General features: G+C 59.5%; 16 protein-coding genes. 2 read left to right on the top strand and 14 right to left on the bottom strand.

The annotated features are described in order from the left end of the window. Positions 1 to 27 precede the first annotated feature (27 nt). The gene (locus YH63_RS03030) at positions 28 to 1,233 is read left to right on the top strand and encodes an ABC transporter substrate-binding protein (RefSeq protein WP_046828875.1); all 1,206 of its coding nucleotides are present in this window, start codon (positions 28 to 30) and stop codon (positions 1,231 to 1,233) included. 89 nt (positions 1,234 to 1,322) lie between these two features. Here YH63_RS03030 and YH63_RS03025 read toward each other — a convergent pair whose 3' ends face one another. From YH63_RS03025 to YH63_RS03010, 4 genes are read right to left on the bottom strand one after another with little or no spacing between them, the layout of a single operon-like run. Then, positions 1,323 to 1,739 (bottom strand): hypothetical protein, encoded by a 417-nt coding sequence (locus tag YH63_RS03025; RefSeq protein WP_170978651.1) that lies wholly within the window; start codon positions 1,737 to 1,739, stop codon positions 1,323 to 1,325. Beyond that, a complete protein-coding gene (locus tag YH63_RS03020; RefSeq protein WP_052753868.1) occupies positions 1,736 to 2,974 on the bottom strand; it encodes a glycosyltransferase family 4 protein in 1,239 nt (412 codons plus the stop codon). Before YH63_RS03020 ends, YH63_RS03025 begins: the two co-directional genes overlap by 4 nt. A gap of 10 nt (positions 2,975 to 2,984) precedes the next feature. After that, positions 2,985 to 4,262 (bottom strand): glycosyltransferase, encoded by a 1,278-nt coding sequence (locus YH63_RS03015; protein WP_046828876.1) that lies wholly within the window; start codon positions 4,260 to 4,262, stop codon positions 2,985 to 2,987. After that, complete coding sequence (locus tag YH63_RS03010) at positions 4,259 to 5,053, bottom strand: WecB/TagA/CpsF family glycosyltransferase (RefSeq protein WP_046828877.1); 795 nt, start codon at positions 5,051 to 5,053, stop codon at positions 4,259 to 4,261. The genes YH63_RS03015 and YH63_RS03010 overlap by 4 nt, the downstream gene beginning before the upstream one ends. Before the next feature lie 204 nt (positions 5,054 to 5,257). On the opposite strand from YH63_RS03010, the gene YH63_RS03005 reads away from it, so the two are divergent. Further along, positions 5,258 to 6,361, top strand: coding sequence for an endo-1,4-beta-xylanase (locus tag YH63_RS03005; RefSeq protein ID WP_046829801.1), 1,104 nt, complete (start codon positions 5,258 to 5,260; stop codon positions 6,359 to 6,361). A gap of 12 nt (positions 6,362 to 6,373) precedes the next feature. Here the strand turns inward: YH63_RS03005 and YH63_RS03000 are convergent, their stop codons facing one another. From YH63_RS03000 to YH63_RS21560, 10 genes are all read right to left on the bottom strand, one after another. Then, on the bottom strand, positions 6,374 to 7,813 hold the full coding sequence (locus YH63_RS03000) for a lipopolysaccharide biosynthesis protein (RefSeq protein ID WP_046828878.1): 1,440 nt from the start codon (positions 7,811 to 7,813) through the stop codon (positions 6,374 to 6,376). 2 nt (positions 7,814 to 7,815) lie between these two features. After that, positions 7,816 to 8,868, bottom strand: a complete 1,053-nt coding sequence (locus YH63_RS02995) for an acyltransferase family protein (RefSeq protein WP_246658004.1) — start codon at positions 8,866 to 8,868, stop codon at positions 7,816 to 7,818. Continuing rightward, positions 8,865 to 9,962 carry an acyltransferase family protein gene (locus YH63_RS02990; RefSeq protein ID WP_283809715.1) on the bottom strand — a complete coding sequence of 366 codons (1,098 nt, stop codon included), beginning with the start codon at positions 9,960 to 9,962 and terminating at the stop codon, positions 8,865 to 8,867. The genes YH63_RS02995 and YH63_RS02990 overlap by 4 nt, the downstream gene beginning before the upstream one ends. A gap of 57 nt (positions 9,963 to 10,019) precedes the next feature. After that, on the bottom strand, positions 10,020 to 11,117 hold the full coding sequence (locus tag YH63_RS02985; RefSeq protein ID WP_046828880.1) for a glycosyltransferase: 1,098 nt from the start codon (positions 11,115 to 11,117) through the stop codon (positions 10,020 to 10,022). Between the two features lie 19 nt (positions 11,118 to 11,136). Further along, the gene (locus tag YH63_RS02980; protein ID WP_052753870.1) at positions 11,137 to 12,558 is read right to left on the bottom strand and encodes a VpsF family polysaccharide biosynthesis protein; all 1,422 of its coding nucleotides are present in this window, start codon (positions 12,556 to 12,558) and stop codon (positions 11,137 to 11,139) included. Then, positions 12,555 to 14,867 carry a GumC family protein gene (locus YH63_RS02975; protein ID WP_046828881.1) on the bottom strand — a complete coding sequence of 771 codons (2,313 nt, stop codon included), beginning with the start codon at positions 14,865 to 14,867 and terminating at the stop codon, positions 12,555 to 12,557. The genes YH63_RS02980 and YH63_RS02975 overlap by 4 nt, the downstream gene beginning before the upstream one ends. Next, positions 14,848 to 16,281, bottom strand: coding sequence for an outer membrane beta-barrel protein (locus tag YH63_RS02970; protein ID WP_083992653.1), 1,434 nt, complete (start codon positions 16,279 to 16,281; stop codon positions 14,848 to 14,850). Before YH63_RS02970 ends, YH63_RS02975 begins: the two co-directional genes overlap by 20 nt. Before the next feature lie 334 nt (positions 16,282 to 16,615). After that, on the bottom strand, positions 16,616 to 17,200 hold the full coding sequence (locus YH63_RS02965) for a polysaccharide biosynthesis/export family protein (RefSeq protein ID WP_046828883.1): 585 nt from the start codon (positions 17,198 to 17,200) through the stop codon (positions 16,616 to 16,618). A 212-nt stretch (positions 17,201 to 17,412) separates the two neighbouring features. Next, on the bottom strand, positions 17,413 to 18,084 hold the full coding sequence (locus YH63_RS02960; RefSeq protein WP_433995089.1) for a metallophosphoesterase: 672 nt from the start codon (positions 18,082 to 18,084) through the stop codon (positions 17,413 to 17,415). A gap of 151 nt (positions 18,085 to 18,235) precedes the next feature. Then, positions 18,236 to 18,373 (bottom strand): hypothetical protein, encoded by a 138-nt coding sequence (locus tag YH63_RS21560; protein WP_170978650.1) that lies wholly within the window; start codon positions 18,371 to 18,373, stop codon positions 18,236 to 18,238. Positions 18,374 to 18,417 lie beyond the last annotated feature (44 nt).

Raw genomic sequence — 18,417 nt, 5'->3', positions numbered from 1 at the left:
AAATCAAGATCAAAAAGGGAGACGAAAATGAACAAACGTTTGATGGGAACCGCTGTCGCGATATGCAGCTCGCTGTTCTTGCAGGGCGCTGTCGCCGGTGAGGGAAAGATAAAGATCGGGGTGCTCACGGATCTCAGTGGTCCGGCAGCGGACATCGGCAAGGGAAGCGTCGCATCGGCTCAGATTGCGGTTGAGGAGTTCGGCGGCAAGCTGCTTGGCAAAAGCGTCGAAGTCATCTTCGGCGATACCGGCAACAAGGCCGACATCGCAGCGGGCGTGGCGCGGCAGTGGATCGATGTCGACAAGGTCGATGTTCTCGTGGATCTGGGGCTGACCAACACGGCTCTGGCGGTGCTGCCGATCGCGGCGGACAAGAACAAGATTGCCATCGCCGTCGCTCCCGCGGGAACGGCTATTACCAACGAGGCCTGCACGCCCACCAGCATCCACTGGATGTATGACACCTACGCGCTGGCTGCTGGAACGTCGAAGGTCCTCATCGATAAGGGGCTCAAGGACTGGTACTTCGTCACGACGGACTATTCGTTCGGCCACGCACTTGAAAAGGACGCGTCTGAGTTCATCAACGGCAACGGCGGCAAGATGCTGGGGTCGGTGCGGCATCCGTTCAACGTCAGCGACATGTCCAGCTTCATGCTGACCGCACAGGCTTCGAAGGCGCAGGTCATCGCATTGGCCAACTCGAACAATGACACCGTCAACGCCATCAAGGCCGCGCGGGACTATGGCATCACGCCGAAGCAGTACATCGCGCCGCTGGTGGTCTATCTCAGCACGGTTCATGGCATGGGGCTGGATCTGGCCCAGGGTCTCTATTTGACGGAAGGGTTTTACTGGGACCAGGATGAACGCGCTCGCGCCTTTGCACAGAAGTTCAAGGTAAAGACAAATGCGATGCCCGGTTCACTCCCCGCGGGCACCTATTCCGCTGTTCTCAATTACCTGAAAGCTGTTCAGGCCGCGGGCAGCGACGATACGGCAGCAGTGCTGAAGCAACTGAGGTCTGCCAAGATCGACGACCCAGTGATCCGCAACGGCCGTATTCGGGAAGACGGGCGTCTTGTCCATGATATGTATGTCTTTCAGGTGAAGGCTCCCGCCGAATCGAAAGCGCCGTACGACTATTACAAGACGATCGGTATCGTGAAGGGCGACGATGCATTCCAGCCGATTTCCAAATCGCGGTGTCCGCTGCTCAAGAAACCCGGCTGATGAGAGCAGGGGTAGCCGGGCTCAATCTGGCTCGGCTACCTTGCCTTCTTGCGGCGATCGCGTTCGGCGCGATCAGGACGACCGGAAATTCAGGACGGTGCATTGCCCTTGATCTTCCGGCACGATGTCGCGCCGGTCGATGACATTTTCACAATGCGGGAGACGGAGTTCGCCTGCAGCAGATCCTTGCGGCTGAGGAATCGAAGGGTGCTACGCGGATATGCATCGCAGAATTTCGAAAGTGTCGCCGCGGTTGCCGCCACGCTATCCTGCTTTGGTATGACGGCGATCCCGCCATCCCTCAGGACGAAAGCATCCTTGACGTTCGTTATGGATATGGTTGCAAGGCAAATCTTGAACAGTCCCTGATAGGCTTGCGGCGGTTGCGCCAGATCGCCGCCAAGACTCCCGAGCAGATGATCGCGGCTCTTGGTGCAGCTTTCGGCCTGCGCGGGGCCCGCTGCAATCGACATCAAAATGATGCCCGCAGCGAAGACCTTCATCATCTGCGGCCCGCGACGGCCGTGCGCGGCATCGCATCGCCCGAATGGGCCTGCTCTCGCGCCGATCGATTGTCCGTTGTCTTGACGTCCTTTCGCTCGCCTGCGCGCGGGAGATGGTAGGTTTCGGCAGCACATCGCTCCCATGATAAGGAACGCGCATGCGCGGCGGCGCCTGCCGCCAGAATCGATCGCGTGTTGCTGTCTTCGGCGATTTCCGTGATGGCTTGCGCGATGGCTTTGACGTCAGGCTCAACGAGCAATCCGGTCTCGTTCGCCAGGACGGCATCTGGCACTCCACCGACCGCCGTCGCGACGCTGGGGAGGCCGCCAGCACCGGCCTCGAGATACACCAGACCGAAGCCCTCCACGCGTCCCGAGGATTCCGGGATGCCGGTCAGGCAGAAGAAATCGCTGGCGCCGTAAATATCGCGGATATGTTCATTCGACAGAGATCCGAGCAGGTGAACTTCGCAATCGGTGGTGTCGACCATATCGCGAAACTCTTCGACAAAATCGGGCTCGCCGTTAGGGCCGATCACGAGCCATGCGAGTCGTCTGCGCAACTCATCCGGCAGGCTCGCTAATGCCGCGAGGGTCTTGAGATGTCCCTTGCGCCGGGTGAGGCGGGCAACGGTGACCATCACGATCTTGTCCGCATCGACGCCGTAGGCCTTGCGTGTCGCCTTGCGGCTCTTTCGTGGACCAAACCAGAAATCCGATACGCCGAGCGGAATGGCGACAACGCGTTCGCTTTCGATGGAGAAACGTTCCCGGAAAAGCTCGCGTGTGAACCGGCTGTTGGCGGCGATTTCGACGCGTGGACCAAAGACGCCGGCCGCCTGGATCGCAAGCCTCTTCAGCGGTGTCTGGGTCTCGTTGATCTCTGTGCCGTGCACCGTCATCAGCAGGCGCGCCTGAGTCCGGTGACGCGACAGGGCCAGCGGGATGAAGAACGGCCAATCGGCCGCATGGATCACGTCGTAGTCCTCGATCCGCACGTGGTTGCGCGCGAGCAAAATCTTCGAGGGAAGGTTCCGCATGGAATGCAGCCCGCCGTGAAAGCGATGTAGTTCAAAGGGAAAAGACTTGTCCTCCTCCAGCGAACTCTTGGAATAGTCGGGGGCCAGGACTGTGACACGGGCGCCGAGCTCGGTGGCTGCTGTCGCGATTTCCCGCGCGTAGGTGCCGATGCCGCCGGTCGCAGGTGCAAATTCGCTTGTCAGCATGAGAATGTTCATGGCTGCGTCCTCAGTAGGCGAGCGGATTGGCCATCAGGCCGCGAGTGTTCTGGATTTCCTGGTGATAGCGGAAGACGCGCGCGAGCTGGGTGCTCGGTGTAAAGGTCCGGATGCTGGCCGCGATCCGTGATGAATCCATATCTCCTTGGGCGATAGCATCGCGAACATTGATGAAGCGATGCACCAGCCGTTCGACCATGTCGGCTCTCGAATCGCTTCGCGGAACCAGATAGCCGGACTCGCCGTCTCGAATGACGGCTTCAAGCTGCGGCAGGTGCGTGGAGACGACGGGGCGGCCGACCGCCAACGTCTCGAGGACGAACCGTGGCATTCCTTCGAATTCCGATGTCAGGATTCCGGCATGCGCAGATGCAAGGGTTGCGGCCATTCCGACTGCATCCTTGAATCCGTGGCGGACAGTGATCGCCTCGATCGCCGCGAACTCGGAGAACCGGTGTGGATCGCTGGTTCCAATGTAGTGAAATTCGACCTTCTCCGGCATCACCTGACGCAAGCGGTCGATCGTCTGGAACATCAGTGGCGGGTCCTTGAACTCGTCGAGGCGTCCCGCAAAGACAATCCGGAATGGCGCAGTATCGCGGGGCAGGGGCTGCGGACGGAAAATCTCCGTGTTGACCCATGTCCACAGCGTGTCGATCTTGTCCCGCTGCCGCGGGTATTCCTTCTGCAGACGTTCGGTGATGTACGGGTTCACGCAAAGAAACTTTGCGCTGGTCGCCATGGCGAAGCGCTCGCCTGCGTTGTGGACGAACGAGTATCTGCGCAATAGCGAGTCCATCTGGAGTTTCGGAACGCCCTCGCCGTGAAGCATCTGAATAAAGGGAAGGCGAAGGACGGCCGGAAGCCACGAGAATTCCACCCGGCGCAGGTCGATCGAGCACCGCCGTGAGCGGATATGTTTCGAGACCAGACCGAAGTTGCGCAGAAGGGCTACGAAAAACTGGCCGGTGAGTGACGCGGCGATCGAACGGGCCGCCTCGCGCGCCTGGCTATCCGAATAGCGCAGAATGGGCAGGAAATCGAACGTTCGTCCCCTGAAGGTGAGTTTGTGGATCTCACCGAGCTTCAGGTCGCCGACGGAGTCGACGCCGATAAAAAGGAGATCGGTATCTGTCGGGTGGAATGTGATGAAGTCGCGGATGTAGGTTTCCAGCCCGCCGACCTTCTCGCCGCGCGGATCGAACGGATGAATTAGGCAGATCTGATACCGCGGGGGCGTGAGGTGAGCATTTCGGGCGCGTTGAGCCAGTGTAACCGTGGATGTCATGCCACTTTCCTTGTCCGGGCGTTTACGATCTGCGGGATGCTGCTTGCGACCAAACGTGGAACGATAGACATACACCGTGCATAGCGCGGGCCCAGCCGACGCGGATCGCGCAGCATTCGCCATGCCCATTCGAGGCCAATCTTCTGTGTGATCAGCGGAGCGCGATTCTGCGTATGGGCGATGAAGTCCAGAGCGGCTCCTATGCAGAGCAATCCGACGCCGGGAAGTCTGTCGAGACAGCGCGCAGCGAAGATTTCCTGCCGCGGTGCGCCGAGCGCGACAAAGCAAAGCCTGGCGCCTGATTTGCGGATGCCATCAATCGCGCGGTCGGCTTCATCCGAGTAGGGATCGAAATTGCCGCCGGGCGCGTCGTAGCCGACGATTTGAAGTCCCTTGAACCGGCTGGCCAGCCGTCTGGCCGTGCGATGAAGTGTCAGTCGGTTGGAGCCCAGCAGATAGACGGGAATGTTTTTGCTTCCGGCCTGCTCGCAAAGAGGTTCGACCAGATCGGCGCCGGTCGTTCGTTCGATCTTCGCGCCGGCGAGACGTCCCAGCGCAACAATCGGAAAACCATCGGCGGTGACAAAGCGGGCGCGGCGATAGGCTGCCCGGAAGTCAGGCCGCTGTTGGAGCTGCGCAACGTGATCGAGATTGAGCGTACAAACGCTGAAGCTGTCGCCGGTCTGTGCCGCCGACACGATGGACGACACGGCTTCCGGCATTGAGAGAATGTTGATGGCGATGCCATCGACAGTCATGTCGCGCGATTCGTGCGCCTGCGATTCCATCATGTCGAGTCCCCAATGACAATGTGGTCGAGTAACGCTTGCCCATAACGCCGACGTTATTCGCGGTGACGATCGGAACTTTGAGTAAAAGTTTTCTCTCTTCACCAACACAGTCACGAAATCGCACCATTGCGTCGCAACGATGGCGTCGCGTTTGCGAAACGCGATGACGACGAAACCAAATCATTCTCGCAATGGAGATCTGCCATGCATGTGAAGATTTCGCGGCGACAGGCGATTTCGATACTCGCTGGCGCGGGAGTTGCATCGCGCATCATCACGCCAGCTGCTGCTGCGGCAAGTGAAAGTCTTGGCGCGATTGCGGCAGAAAATGGATTCGTGTTCGGAGCCGCAGCAGGGCCCGTGATCGACAAGGATTTTGCATATCGCGAGCTCTATACGACGCATGCGCGAATCGTGACGACCGATGTCGCCATGAAAATGGGCACCATCGCGCCGCAGCCCGGACTCAAGCGATTCGAAAGCGCGGATCGTTTGCTGAAATTCTGTGCAAGCAACAGGATTCCAATGCGCGGTCACTGCCTTGTCTGGAACGAGTGGGTTCCCGCATGGATCAAGAGCATGAGCACTGCGGAGCGGCGGACATTCTTCGACGGTTATGTCGAGGAGGTCGCTGCTCGTTACGCCGGAAAACTGCAGTCGTGGGATGTCGTCAATGAGCCGTTCTGGCCGGGGCACAAGGCGCCCGGTGGATATCGGCTTGGCCCATGGTATGACGCGTTCGGAGCCGGCTATGTGCGGCGGGCGTTCGAGCGGGCGGCGCTTGCAGACAAGAAGACTAAATTCGTGCTCAACGAGGCGCACACAGAGCGGGACGACGACGTCGGCCGGGCCATTCGCGCAGGCCTGCTGCGTTTGGTTGACGAGCTGCAGGATGCAGGAGTTCCGCTCCATGCGGTCGGACTGCAGGGGCACCTTCAACCGCGCTATCCGCATGACGCGGCGCGTTTCGCGGATTTCGTGCATGCGCTCGCCGAGCGCAAGGTGGATATCTACATCACCGAGTTCGATGTCCGCGACGATACGTTCCCGGATGACATTCCGACCCGCGATGCGATGATCGCGGACACGGGTGAAAAATTTCTCAACACGGTGTTGCGTATCCCGGCGGTGAAGATGGTGGTCGCGTGGGAGCTTGCAGACAACTATTCCTTCTATACGGACGCAGCGAAGAAAAAGAATCCGCTGGCCGAGCGGCTCCCCAGGCCATTGCCGTTTGATGACGCCAACCAAAGGAAGCCTCTCTGGTTCGCAATGGCGCGCGCATTCCGGAATGCGAAGAAAGCATAAGGTCTGTAACTTTCAGGGGCTGGATCGTTGCGGCCTCGCGCGAAACATCCTGTACGCAGTCGGTGCGTAGAGCAGTGCAAGAGTGGCGATGTATGACGTGGCACCCGTCGCAATATGCGCGGCCATGGTGGCGATGTTCCTGGCCTCGGGCAGAAGCCGCAGCAAGCATCCCATTGCAATCGTTGCAATGGCGATGCGGAGGAGATGACCGAGCGGCAGCCTCAGGCTGAATTGCGAGAAGCCGATGGCGAAGCTCGCAATCGCGGCTGCCGACGCCGCAATGACCGTTGCAACGGCGCCGCCGACGATTCCCCAGTACCAGATAAAGGCGAAGCTCAGCGCCACCGTCACCAATGCGTCGATGCTTGCAACGGCGATCATCAGGCGTGTGCGGCTATGCAGGAGAAAGACCTGGTCGCCAAAATGGGCGCGCAGGTTTCGAATCGCGCCGGCCAGAACGGCCAGCGGCAGAACAGCGAGTGTCACCTGCTGGAACGGAGCTGCGATCAGCAGATGAACGATTTCAGCGCGCAGCATAAAGATTCCCAGAATGCTTGGCGCGAGAACGGCGACGAGAAGCGCGCTGTTGTCGGACAGCTGCTGCATCGCCGCCTTGCTGCCACTGTCCTCCATGCGCTTCACCGCGATCGGGAAAGCGGCCGCCGTCACCAGCATCGCGGCCACGGCCGCCGCCCGTTGACCCAGGCCGTAACCGACAGCGAACAGGCCCGCCGCGGCGACGCCCAGCATGTCGTTGACGACAAAGCGCGACGCGTTGAGGCCGATCCAGCTCAGCCCGCCCCCGACAATCAGGGGAATTCCGTAGTGCAGGGCATGATTGATGATCTTGCGGTCGATCGGCCAAAAGCTCCGGCCAAAACCGATCCTTGGAAGGACGATCAGCGCCACGGCAAGCTGCGCGATGGCATAGCCGGCGAGCGGCCATTCGGGGCCCTGACCGAGCAATTTGATCATGACCAGGCCGATCAGAAACCCGGCGGCCGGTCCAACGATCTGCTGGATCGAGTAGACGCCGATCTGTTGTTGCACGCGGGCGCGTTCGCCGATGTAGAGATTGAGCGAACGGGTCACGACGTAGGCGACCGCTGCAACCAGCAAGCCGATGCTGGCGTCGGGTGAAATCACCAGGAAAAGAATGCCGATGATTGCGACGCTCTGAATGATGACAGAGGTCAGCAGAATTACATTTTCCGTCCTGTAGAAGCGCTGTGCTTCCTCGCCGCTCTGGAAGCGGCCGAAGAAGCGCAAGGCGTACTGGGACCACCAGGCGAGAAATCCGATCTGCAGAAGTTCGTGGGTGGCTGTGACCAGCGTGATGACGCCAAGGGTGTGTTCGTTGACGACATGGGTCCAGACAACCATCGCGATCAACTGGAACAGCGGCCCGATGATCTGCGCGGGCATATAGAGGAGCGTGTGTTTCAAAAGCATGTTCAGGCTCCCAGCCAGCGCAAGGTTCTGGGCGGCATGATCCGTCGGATCGTCAGCAAGCCCGTCACGCTGACGAGCGTCGTGATGATGTATGTCGCCACGAAGTCCGGAAATGCGCCGTACCCGCGCAGGGAAGTGTGGTCGCGCAGCATCATGACAATGAAAATGTGCCAGAGGTAGATGAAGTAGCTTCCGGATCCGATCGTCGCGAGAAACGGAGGGCGCGGCTGAAAGGCCAGGAGCAGAACGCTGAACAGCGCGGCGTAACCGAAGAAGGCAACGGAATCGTAGTCGGCGGCGTCGCCGAGGTTCGTGATTCTGATTGCTGCATAGATGAGATAGGCGATCAGGGTCGCGCCGAGGATCACCGAGCGCATGTTGCGCAGCGCAGTCTCGCCGCCAGCCTTGCCGAACAGAACCCCCAGCGACGCGAAGGTAAACCAGAATGGGATGTCACGCAGGCGCGCTTCCTGAACGAGCGATTCGGAGAAACCCGCGCGCGATAACAGCGGATCGAGATAACTTCCGGCAATCAGTCCGAATATGATCGAGAGACCGAGAAAAGTGACAAGCCGCTGTGAAGCATCCCGGGCATTGATGTTGGCGCATCGGAAGACCAGCCACAGCCCGACAGTGCAACCGAGATAGACGAAGACATAGTAATAGACGAACACGTAGGCGAGCAGGAATCGCGCCATCGTTGTGGTGAAGCGATGATCCATCGCCGGGTTGTGCCAGGCCATGTAGACGTAGGCGGCGGTGAAGGCGATGGCATAAGGAACAAGCGTAGCCATGACCCGCTTCCCGAGGGGAACGCGATTCGAGCGCGCGGTCAGATATCCAGATGCAAACAGGAAGATCGGAACGCATGGCCGCAGCGCCGCGTCGATGATTGTCGGCCATGACGTATCGAGCGGCTGCGGCAGCGAATGGATGCCGATCACCATCAGGATCGCGATGCCACGCATGGTGTCGATCGTAGCATCACGGCTGGCTGGTTCGGCCCGTGACGAGATCCAGTTGTCCGGAATGCGCGCTGCTACTGTCATTGTCATCGTGCGCCCCCTTGCGAAGATCCGGCAGGGACGGTTGCCTCCGTGCTGGGCGTGAACTGACGATCGAACGCGCTGTTAAGCGCGCGGCGTAGCGGAGTTTCAAAGAAACGATAAGACAGAATGCTCAATGCTGCGAGCATCGCAACAGCGACGGGCAGCAGCGTCAGCTTTCCTTCCGGAGTGCCGGCCAGATAACGCGCCCCCACAGTCAGAACAACGGTGGCGACGGGAATATGAAGCATGTAGCAGGAGTAGGTATATGCGGAGGCGCGGTCGAACCGCAGGCGAGACAGGATGGTGGGTGTCTCGGACAAATCGTGCTGGATCGCGAGCACCGCGATTGCATACACGGCGACAAGCGCCGCCATCTCTGGCAGCAGCCAGCCCAGAAGAATGAAAAGCGCCAGGCCTGCCGTCAGAGTTCCGGGGACGATGGGCCAGCGCGCGATGTGATGCCGGAACACATAGCACGCGACGCCGAGATTGAAGCCCGGCAACGCTCTGAAGATGCCGCCCTGGTTGATCCATTCAGCCCAGGATTCGCTGCCGGTTGCGGCCACATAGACACTGTTTGCGAGAGCGGGAAGCACCACAAGTGGAATCACCAGCGCCTTGCGCCGCGCGGCCAGCAGTGCGGTGATCGGAAAGAGGAGATAGCAGAACATTTCAGCCGATAGCGACCAACTCGGAAAGTTGAAAGTCAGCCGCTGCCCGTCGAACGCGTGAAGCAGCAGAAGCTGCGCGGGCACATCGGACAACGGGTAGCGCGCAGGGTTGTCGGTTTTGGCAAGCCCGAAGTATGCGGCGGCGGCAATGGCCAGATAAAACGCCAGAGTTGCCAGATGAAGCGGATAAATGCGGGCCAGCCGGCGCCAAATAAAGCGCCCTACGGAGGAGAGGTCCTCGACCTTGCCGAGATACTGGCTTGCGATGACAAACCCGGACACCACGAAGAACAGATCAACAAACAGATTGAAATGCAGGGTGTGACCGACCATGAAGCGCCCGGCGGGATGATCCTTCACGTAGTCGGCATAGTGAAGAACGACGACGGCGCAGGCAGCGATGATCCGCAACCCGTCCAGATGCCGCATGTTGTCGTTTTTTTGATTCTGCAATGATCGCCCTCGGATTACGTACGCCAGATAAAATCAGGGTGTGATGCCTCGACCTTTGGGATCGTGAGACGCGGGCGTCCGGGCTGTGCGTATTCGTCGTTGGGACAGCGTTGCAATCAGGTCGATCACCGCGCCCCGATCGGCTGACGCCAGCGCATTCCAGCGCGCCAGATTTTCTGCACCGCGTGCAGCAAACGACGTCCGCCATTCCGGTTCGGACAAAGCCGCGGTGATTGTGCCGGCGGCGGCAGCGGGATCGCTGGGATCGATGAAGATGCCGGATCGATCAAGCACCTCGTGAAAAATAGCCGCATCGGGCGCTATGATGGGAAGACCTGCATACTGAGCTTCCAGCAACGGTAGTCCAAGGCCTTCCTCGTGAGACGTGCAGATGAAGGCGTCCGCGCTCTGGAGAATCTGGCGGACCCGATCACCCGACTGGTATCCGTGCAGGATCACGCCGGGGCTGCGCGCCAGGACAACCCAATCGTCTCCCCAGCCGCGCCGTCCCACAATTTCTAGCGTGGCGTCGCCAAAGCCTCGCCCACGTAATGCTGCGAGAATCTTGGCCGCAGCCACGAAATTCTTGCGCGGCTCCACAGTGCCGAGCGCGACGAGACGAAACGGTGACGATCCGCCGGCTTTTTCGGTGCGGCCATCCGCATGCAAATCGAACACATTACGGACCGGCGGGCGATAGAGCGTTATCTCGGCATCGGGCCGGCAGTGCGCGGCGAGCTTGCGCTTCGTGTCGGCGGAATTGACGAGAAAGCGAGGATAACTCCGCACCGCGAGCCTGAAGGAGGGCGCCATGTAAAGCCGTGCGCGCGTGTTGAGGTCGGCGCGGCGGGACAGCAGAAAAATGTCGTGAATGTAGGGAATGACGCGTGCCGCGAACGGCCGCAACAGCGGGCTGGGCGGAAAGCCGGGACACAGCAGGATCGATGACGGATCCGTCAGCCGCAACGGCAGTCCGAATGTCTGCGTGGCGATCATCCGCCCGGTGCCATGTGCCATTACAGGAGCGACCTCGAGCGGCGCAAGCGCCTTCGGAGAGAACAACTCAAGCGTGATACGCTCGAGGCCGGTGACGTGACGTCCGAGATGGGTGTGATCGACATAAACGGTCATGTGAGTCCGATCTCAAAGTTCATCGCTGAATCCGGATTGGCTTGTCGGAAGCGGTCCGCAACGCCGGTGTGGCGCCGGATGGATCACGCGGCAGCAGCAGCGTGATGAGGATGATGAATTGGGCAAGCTGGATGTTCTTGGACGAGAAACTGACGGAGCTCGCCGCGATCACCAGTATCAGCAGGACGATTGCCCACACTGCGGGGTGCGCGCGTCTGATAATTTCCACAAAGAGGGCGATCAGGCCAATCGTCAGCAGAATGGTGTGAATGAGGCCGAATTGAACGATGCAGGAAATCCAGAAGTTTTCGATTCCATAGTTGAGGCCGAGCTGTGCTTGCAACGCATTCACACGGGTAGGATTCGGCCCCAGTATCAGCTCATGCCAGTCGAAATGGGACAACAGGTTGAATGTCGCAAAGCGCGCGAGGGCGCTGCCTTTGTCCGATGAAAATCGCAGCAGCATCTTGTCAAAAATGCCGAGATCGAATGCTGCGAAGATCCCCGCGGCCGCGACAAACAGCAGACAGAGGGTAGCGATCACCGTTGGAAGCGAAACCCGCTTTCCGCGCAGGATCAGCCAAACCTCCCGTGCTGCGACACAGCCCAGCACCAGCAGGACCGTGACCAGGGCGGTTCGGCCGCCGAATGCCATCAGTGACCCGAGACAGAATGCAATGAGCGACGTGCGAAGCATGGGGATGGGGCAAAGGGCAGGGCGAAGAACCAGCGCGAGAATGTACCCGCCAACAAGCCCCGACGCGGTCAGCGGGTGTCCGAGCAACGCCGAGGCACGCCATTCCCCAACCACCAGCACGTCGCCGAGCGTCAGGGGGATCAACCGGTGGCCGGAAAAGTACTCGTAGTAGCCGAGGCATACGTTCAGCAGGATCGTGAGATGCGTCGCCCAAACCAGCGGTTTCCGCTGCATCGGCGAGAGATGCCAGATCACGAGGCACAACACGACCGGAAGAAGGAAGGTGTCGATGATGACGGTGAACGGGCGATTCAACACGAACATCTGAACGAGCAGGAATGACCAGCATCCGAGATAGAGCAGGATGAGTTTCGACCGGGAGAACATGCGGTCGATTTCGCCGACCGGATCGCCGTGACGCAACAGCAGAAGCCCGAAGGCAAGAAATGTCAAACCGGTCGCCGGGTGAAATTTCTCGTAGAAGCCACCGCCCGCGGTCAGGTAGTGAATCTTCCAGTTGGTCAGCATCGCCGACGACAACGTGAATGTCGCGGTTACCGCAAGCAGCATCACCAGGATAATCATGCGGTCTGCGACCCAGCCGGCTATCGCGGTGTCGCGGCCCGGCGCGGAAGGCGATCGCGGGAAGCCGGCTCTGACGGTTGCCCCGCCGCGGTACGGTGGGTACGGGCCGTTCACTGGAATCGCGGTTGCGATCCGAGCCATCGGTTCGCGCGCTTTCATTCCGCAGGTCCGGGCTTCAGCGCGACGCTTCCGTACGGCTTGAGATACGCCGAACTGCGATAGTAGTCGTAGAATCTCAGCCGGCTGAGATCGACTCGCGTCAACACCGTGCCCAGAATTTTGTCATAGACAGGAGACAGCAGATTGACGGTGTGCGTGATGACCTCCTGAGGAGTTTGATCCCATCCCATGGCAAGAATAATGCGATCGGAAATTTCGGCCAGCGCGCGGCCGTCAACCAGTGGCACCAGCGGCGGTGAGTCGATGATGATCAGCTCATAGTGCTGGCGCAGATGATCGAGAATGTCGACGATCCGTTCGGAGAACATCAGCTCGGTGATGACATCGACGTCCTTCACAGCCGGTGATGGCAGGATCGAAAGACCGGAGCTCCGGTCCAGCAGGATGGCTCGGTCCAGCGAGACCTCGCCCGTCGCGACCTCCATCAATCCCGCGTTGGCGTGCGGCGAAAGCGCGCGCGTCAATTGGGGATTGCGAAGATCTCCATCGATCAGAAGAGTCTTGATGCCGAGCGTTGCCAGCGACAGGGCTAGATTTGCGGCAAGCGTTGTCTTGCCCTCGTTATCGAGCGCCGATGTCACCAGCACGACCTTTAGCGGCTGGATCCGCATTGTGCGCTGAATCGCGAGGCGAACGGCGCGGATCGCCTCCGCGAAGAAGGTGCCCGGTTCGTCGATGGCATAGCGCATCAAGGGCGGCTGCAGCGCGGGCGGCAACAGTCGCACTGTCCGCGGATCGTAGCGACCGAGTTCGTCCCTTCCGCGTTTTGCGCGGGCAGCAAGTTCGCGCGTACCGATCAACGGAACCGCGGCGAGTGCCGGAACACCGGAAACCGATTCCGCCTGCTCAAGCGTTTTGATGCGGCCGTCGAGGTAATCGGCAAGGAATGCGACAATACACCCACCGCCAACTCCGATCATCAGGGCCAGGCCAAGAATCAGCATGCTCTTGGGCGAAGAAGGCCTGATCGGGATGCTCGCCTTCGTCACCACGCGGGAGTCAGGCATTTCGAGACTTTCCTGCGCGGACGTCTCCTTGTATCGGGCCAGATAGGATTCATAGAGCGTTCGGTTGGCCTCGGCCTCGCGTTGCAACTCGTGAAGCCGGACCAAAGCTTGCCCGGAGGAACTCGACACGCCCCGAACCTGATCGAGGCTCTGCTGCAACGATGCTTCGCGAGACTTGGCGACGTCGTAGTCATGCTGCGTGCTGTCGAGAATGCGGCGGATTTCCTCGTCGATGAGGCGCTGGGTGTCCTTCAACTGCGCCCGCACATTGGCAACGAGGGGGTGGCGCGTGCCGTACTTGCTCGAAAGGTCGGCTTCGTTCTTTGCGATGTCGGCATACTGCGTTCGCAGCTTGGTGATCATCTCCGAGGTGATGGCGGCGTTGATGCCGCCGGGGTCGCTCCCGGATTTGGCAAGCCGCTGCACCTGATCGTACTTTGCGCGCGCTTCGGCGGTCTGCGCGCGGGCAGCAATCAGTTTGTTGTTGAGATCCGTGATCTGCTGATCGTTCACCGTGACGCCTTGCGCCACGGAGAGATTGTTGGCGGCACGGAAATCCTCAACCGCCTGCTCCGACGCGACGACTCGCGTTTTCAATCCTTCGATCTGGCCATTGAGCCAGCTCGCGGCAATCTTCGTCGCGTCGTATTTGGCGCGGACCTGTTCCTCGAAGTAGCTTTCGGCGATCGCGTTGGCGATGGCGGCGGACTTTCGGGGCTCCTCAGAACTGACGCTGATATCCACGAGGAAGGTGGTGCCTTGCCGGGTCACCTTCATCCGTCTCTGCAGAATCTCGACGGATCTTGCCTTCGCGGCATCCTCTGGGCTTGCCCCGGAGGCAGGGCCGCTGCTGCTGAACAATCGCCTGACAGGGTCGAGCAAGCCCGGCTTCGGCCTGAATTCGGGATCGGCTGTCAGCTTAAGCTTGTCCACCACGCGCTGCAGGATCGCGACGGACTGAATCAGCAGCGCCTGGCTCTCGATGGTGGCGTCGTCGGTGCCGAAATTCGACAGCACCGTCTGGCTGGTGTCCACCACGTTGGCGCGGCGAGGGTCCACAAGAACGGTGGACGTCGCCGTATATAGAGTGCTGACGGCGGTGAGATACATCAGCGCAAGCACAATCAGAGACAACGGCGCGGCGGCAACCATCCTCCAGCGCCGGCGCAGGATGCGCGCCATCTCGCGCAAATCGACGGTGGGCTGCTGCCATCGCCCCGTTGCAGCGCCGGCAGGCCCATCCAGGGCCTGAAGCTCGTAGTCAGAACTGCGCTGTAACATTGATTCCTACCTGATGTTTGTCGAAGCTGAAGGCGGGACTATCGCTGTTACGGTCGGTGTATCGATGGAAAACGGAAATGGAGCCGTATCGATTCATCAAGTATTTGATCCGCGCGTCAGACGTCGTGACCTTGTCCTTGCGCTGCTGTCCGAAAAAGCGATCGTTTTCATAACCGCCCGCAAGCGACACGATCACGTTGCGCCGCAGTTCGTAGTCGACACCGAGCTGGAACGCGTTTGCGAGCACGCCGGTTGAGCTCGTGTCCGATGTTTGCGTGACGATCTGTTCCGCCTTGAAGTGGACGTCGAGCATACGGGTAGGGCGCCAGGTCAGCATCGCGCGGTAGGCGGGACCTTCGATAGTACCAATGGAGGCCGCATCGAAGCGTTGCTGGGCGTAACCCGCGCCGAATTCGCCACTCAGCAGATTGCCAAACCCGACCGTGAAGCCGGACAGAGCACGGTATCCCTGAGAGTCGAGCGTTTGAGCAGGCGTTCCGCGGATGTTGCGTTGATTGCCCTCGACGCCGGCGAACCACCCCAGAACGGGCGAGAACGCATAGTCGACGCGGCTGTGCAGCGAATAAATTTGACCGTCGCGGCCGTCCTGATTGATGATTGAGCCGTCCTGCGCTCGCGTTTGTCCGAAATCATAGGAATCGACACGCATGCCGACCGACGTGGTCAGGCGATTGAATTCCTTGCGAACGGTCAGATCGCCGGAGAACAGATCGTAAGGAGTCGGCGAAATCGCGTTCACCGGTGAACTGAGCGTTCCAACGCCTTCGTTGAGATGAGCGATTTGGACATTGGCAAGAACGGCAAGATCGTGCGCGATATCGAACCAGCCGTTGCCTCTCAGGCGGGCATTGGTCTGATCAAGACTGGAGTTCTCATTATATATAGTCGACTGGGCGTCCAGCTTCAGGTCGAGGCCGTGCCGTTCCCATAACGTGTGGGCGCGCAGCGATGGTTCGACCACGGCGGCGATATCCGAGCGCTTCGTGGTATTCGAGGAGAAGACATTGCTGTCGTAAAGGGCGCCGGACATCAGCTTGGGGCTGAACATCCAGGAACCTGCCCGGATTCCGACTGGTTCGTATCCCGGCTGTTGTCGTTTCCTCACCGGCATATCCTCGGGTTGGATCTCGTTGCGTGTCTCCGGATCTGCCAAATCGGGCAACGTTGACGGCTCGAAAACCCGTTGTGCATTCCAGGGTGCAGAAAGTTGTTCAGTGGTCGACGGTATCACCTGTGCATTCGACGGCGCCGCGAGACCAAGTATGAGAGCGGTCGCCGGCAACTGTGCCTTTCCCAGCCTTGCAAACTTCGATCCACGTCGCGGCAGCGTCAGGGACGCTCGTTTGCGGCTTCCGATTTCTTCCAACACTATCAACGCAACAGAACTCTTCATTGATTATCCCGTTAGGGAAACTTGCACTCCCGGCGGAGGTCGCCGGTATCGGATGTCTCGGAGTAGCCCAGAAAATCATCGTGCCTTCGCCCAAAGAAACGTCATGACGGAATCGATTCACGACATCGATGTCGTCACGAATATTCTTTCCACGGCACATGAGAAACGCTTTCTGCGCATCTCAACGCGAAACATCGAATATCGTTCTGCAGTGCAGAAAAATTTGCATTGCAAAGAGACCGCACTATGGCGACGCGCATTTGTACGACACAGCAAAACCATTTTGCGAATCGTCGTGATGTGGAACTTGAAAATATGAAATCTGGATGACGCGTCAGAAGAAACGTTCTGGAACGCGGATGTTGTCGCCGGGGTAAATCAGCACGGGCGCGTCCAGCGGATAGATCTCTTCGCCAGCGCCGCCCGCGCGCCGCAAGTACACCTTGCTTTCATTGGCGCGATAGGTGAAACCGCCTGCGCTTGCGATCGCATCGAGAACGGTCATGCCGACGCGATACGGATATTCTCCACTCTTCTTCACCTCGCCAAGAATGTAGAACGGCCGATAGAGCGCGATCTCCACGTTGACGCGCGGATCGCGAACGATTCCCTTGGATAATGCGGCAGTTATGGAGCGTTCTAGCTGGTGTGTGGTCGATCCGGCCGCCTTGATGCGGCCCGCGAGCGGAATTGAAACATAGCCGCCGCTATCGACTTCATATTCGCCCGCAACGTCGGGCTCACCGTAAACCTTGACGCGAACCTTGTCGGTCGGCCCGAGCACATATGTTCCGGAATTGGACGGAGACGAATGCTTTTGCTGAGCGACGGCGTTCGTGTCGATGAAGATGCTGACACTGCACGTTGCCATAACGGCAACAAGAAGCAGGCGCGCGATGCGCGTGAACAATTTCGGCATGACTCAACCCCACTCGGCACATGATTTGCACGCATCAATTGGATCGAACGTGATCCATGACGCGACCCGAGTGATAGTCGAGAAAAAAACGGCGAAAGAATGTGATGCCGTGTTCCAATGTGTCGCTGGATTGTTCTCGTTATTGATTGTGGCAAACGCGACTGGTGATCGACTCGCTTCTTGTGCGCGTCTGCTATGCACGATGCTGAGTTCTAAAGCACCAGAACGCTCGCGCCCTCGATCGCGATGCACGTCAGGACTCCCGTCCGCCAAGCACCGGTGTCGATGTTGATTCGGTTCTGCCTGATGTCGGGATGATCGACCGGAGTATGGCCGTGCACAATCACCTTGCCATGATTGATTTCCGAGTTCAGGAACTCGTCCCGAATCCAGTACAGATCCTCTGGATCTTGCAGGTTCATGGGAACGCCTGGCTTTATTCCCGCGTGGACGAACAAAAAATCTCCACAAACGAAACTGTTGCGGAGACATTGCAAGAACAATTCGTGTTCGCGAGGAAAGAGCTCCATCAGCGATCGTCGAATCGCGGATGGCGTTTCAAATCCAGATCGCGAGCGCGGAACGACGCCGTACGAGGCAAGTGTCTGAAGACCGCCGAGCTTTGACCAATGATAAAGAGCATCCGCGTCCTGCCGGAGGAATCTCTCGAGGATTGCCTCGTGATTACCGCGCAAGCAAATGGCGTGCCGACGCACAAGGCGAACTGCGAGAAGATCGAGTACGCCGCTCGAATCGGGCCCGCGATCGATATAGTCGCCGAGATACACCTCGACAACGTGCTCGACGGGCCGCCGACGGGCATCGTCATCGATGCGCGCGATCGTCTCCGCCAGCAGGTCCGAGCGTCCATGAATATCGCCCACGGCGTAGACGCGCGTGTTCGGAGGCACGGCGGCGTCGATCGCTCGCGAGTCATGGTGGGCAGTGCGGGATCGCATCGTCAGGAAGTTTGGTCTTGAACGGTTCCGCGGTCAAATGGATGAACGCGTGATGACAGATGCTTGTCGGAGGAACTCAAAAGAAAATCAACCGGATCGCCAGTATAATGAGCGCCCAGGCGGCGACATTGGCGAGAATGATCCAGTTTCTCAGCCGGCGATTCGGCTTCACAGGGGGCGCCAGCGAGGCCGCGTTCATTTGGTCAGCGATCATCGCTGGTTCCGCTGAAGGCGCAGACGACACAGGTGAGTCGCCGC

This window comes from Afipia massiliensis (assembly GCF_001006325.2).
Classification (GTDB): domain Bacteria; phylum Pseudomonadota; class Alphaproteobacteria; order Rhizobiales; family Xanthobacteraceae; genus Afipia; species Afipia massiliensis_A.
Note: the sequence above shows the minus strand (reverse complement) of the source record. Positions and strands in the feature narration are given on the sequence as shown.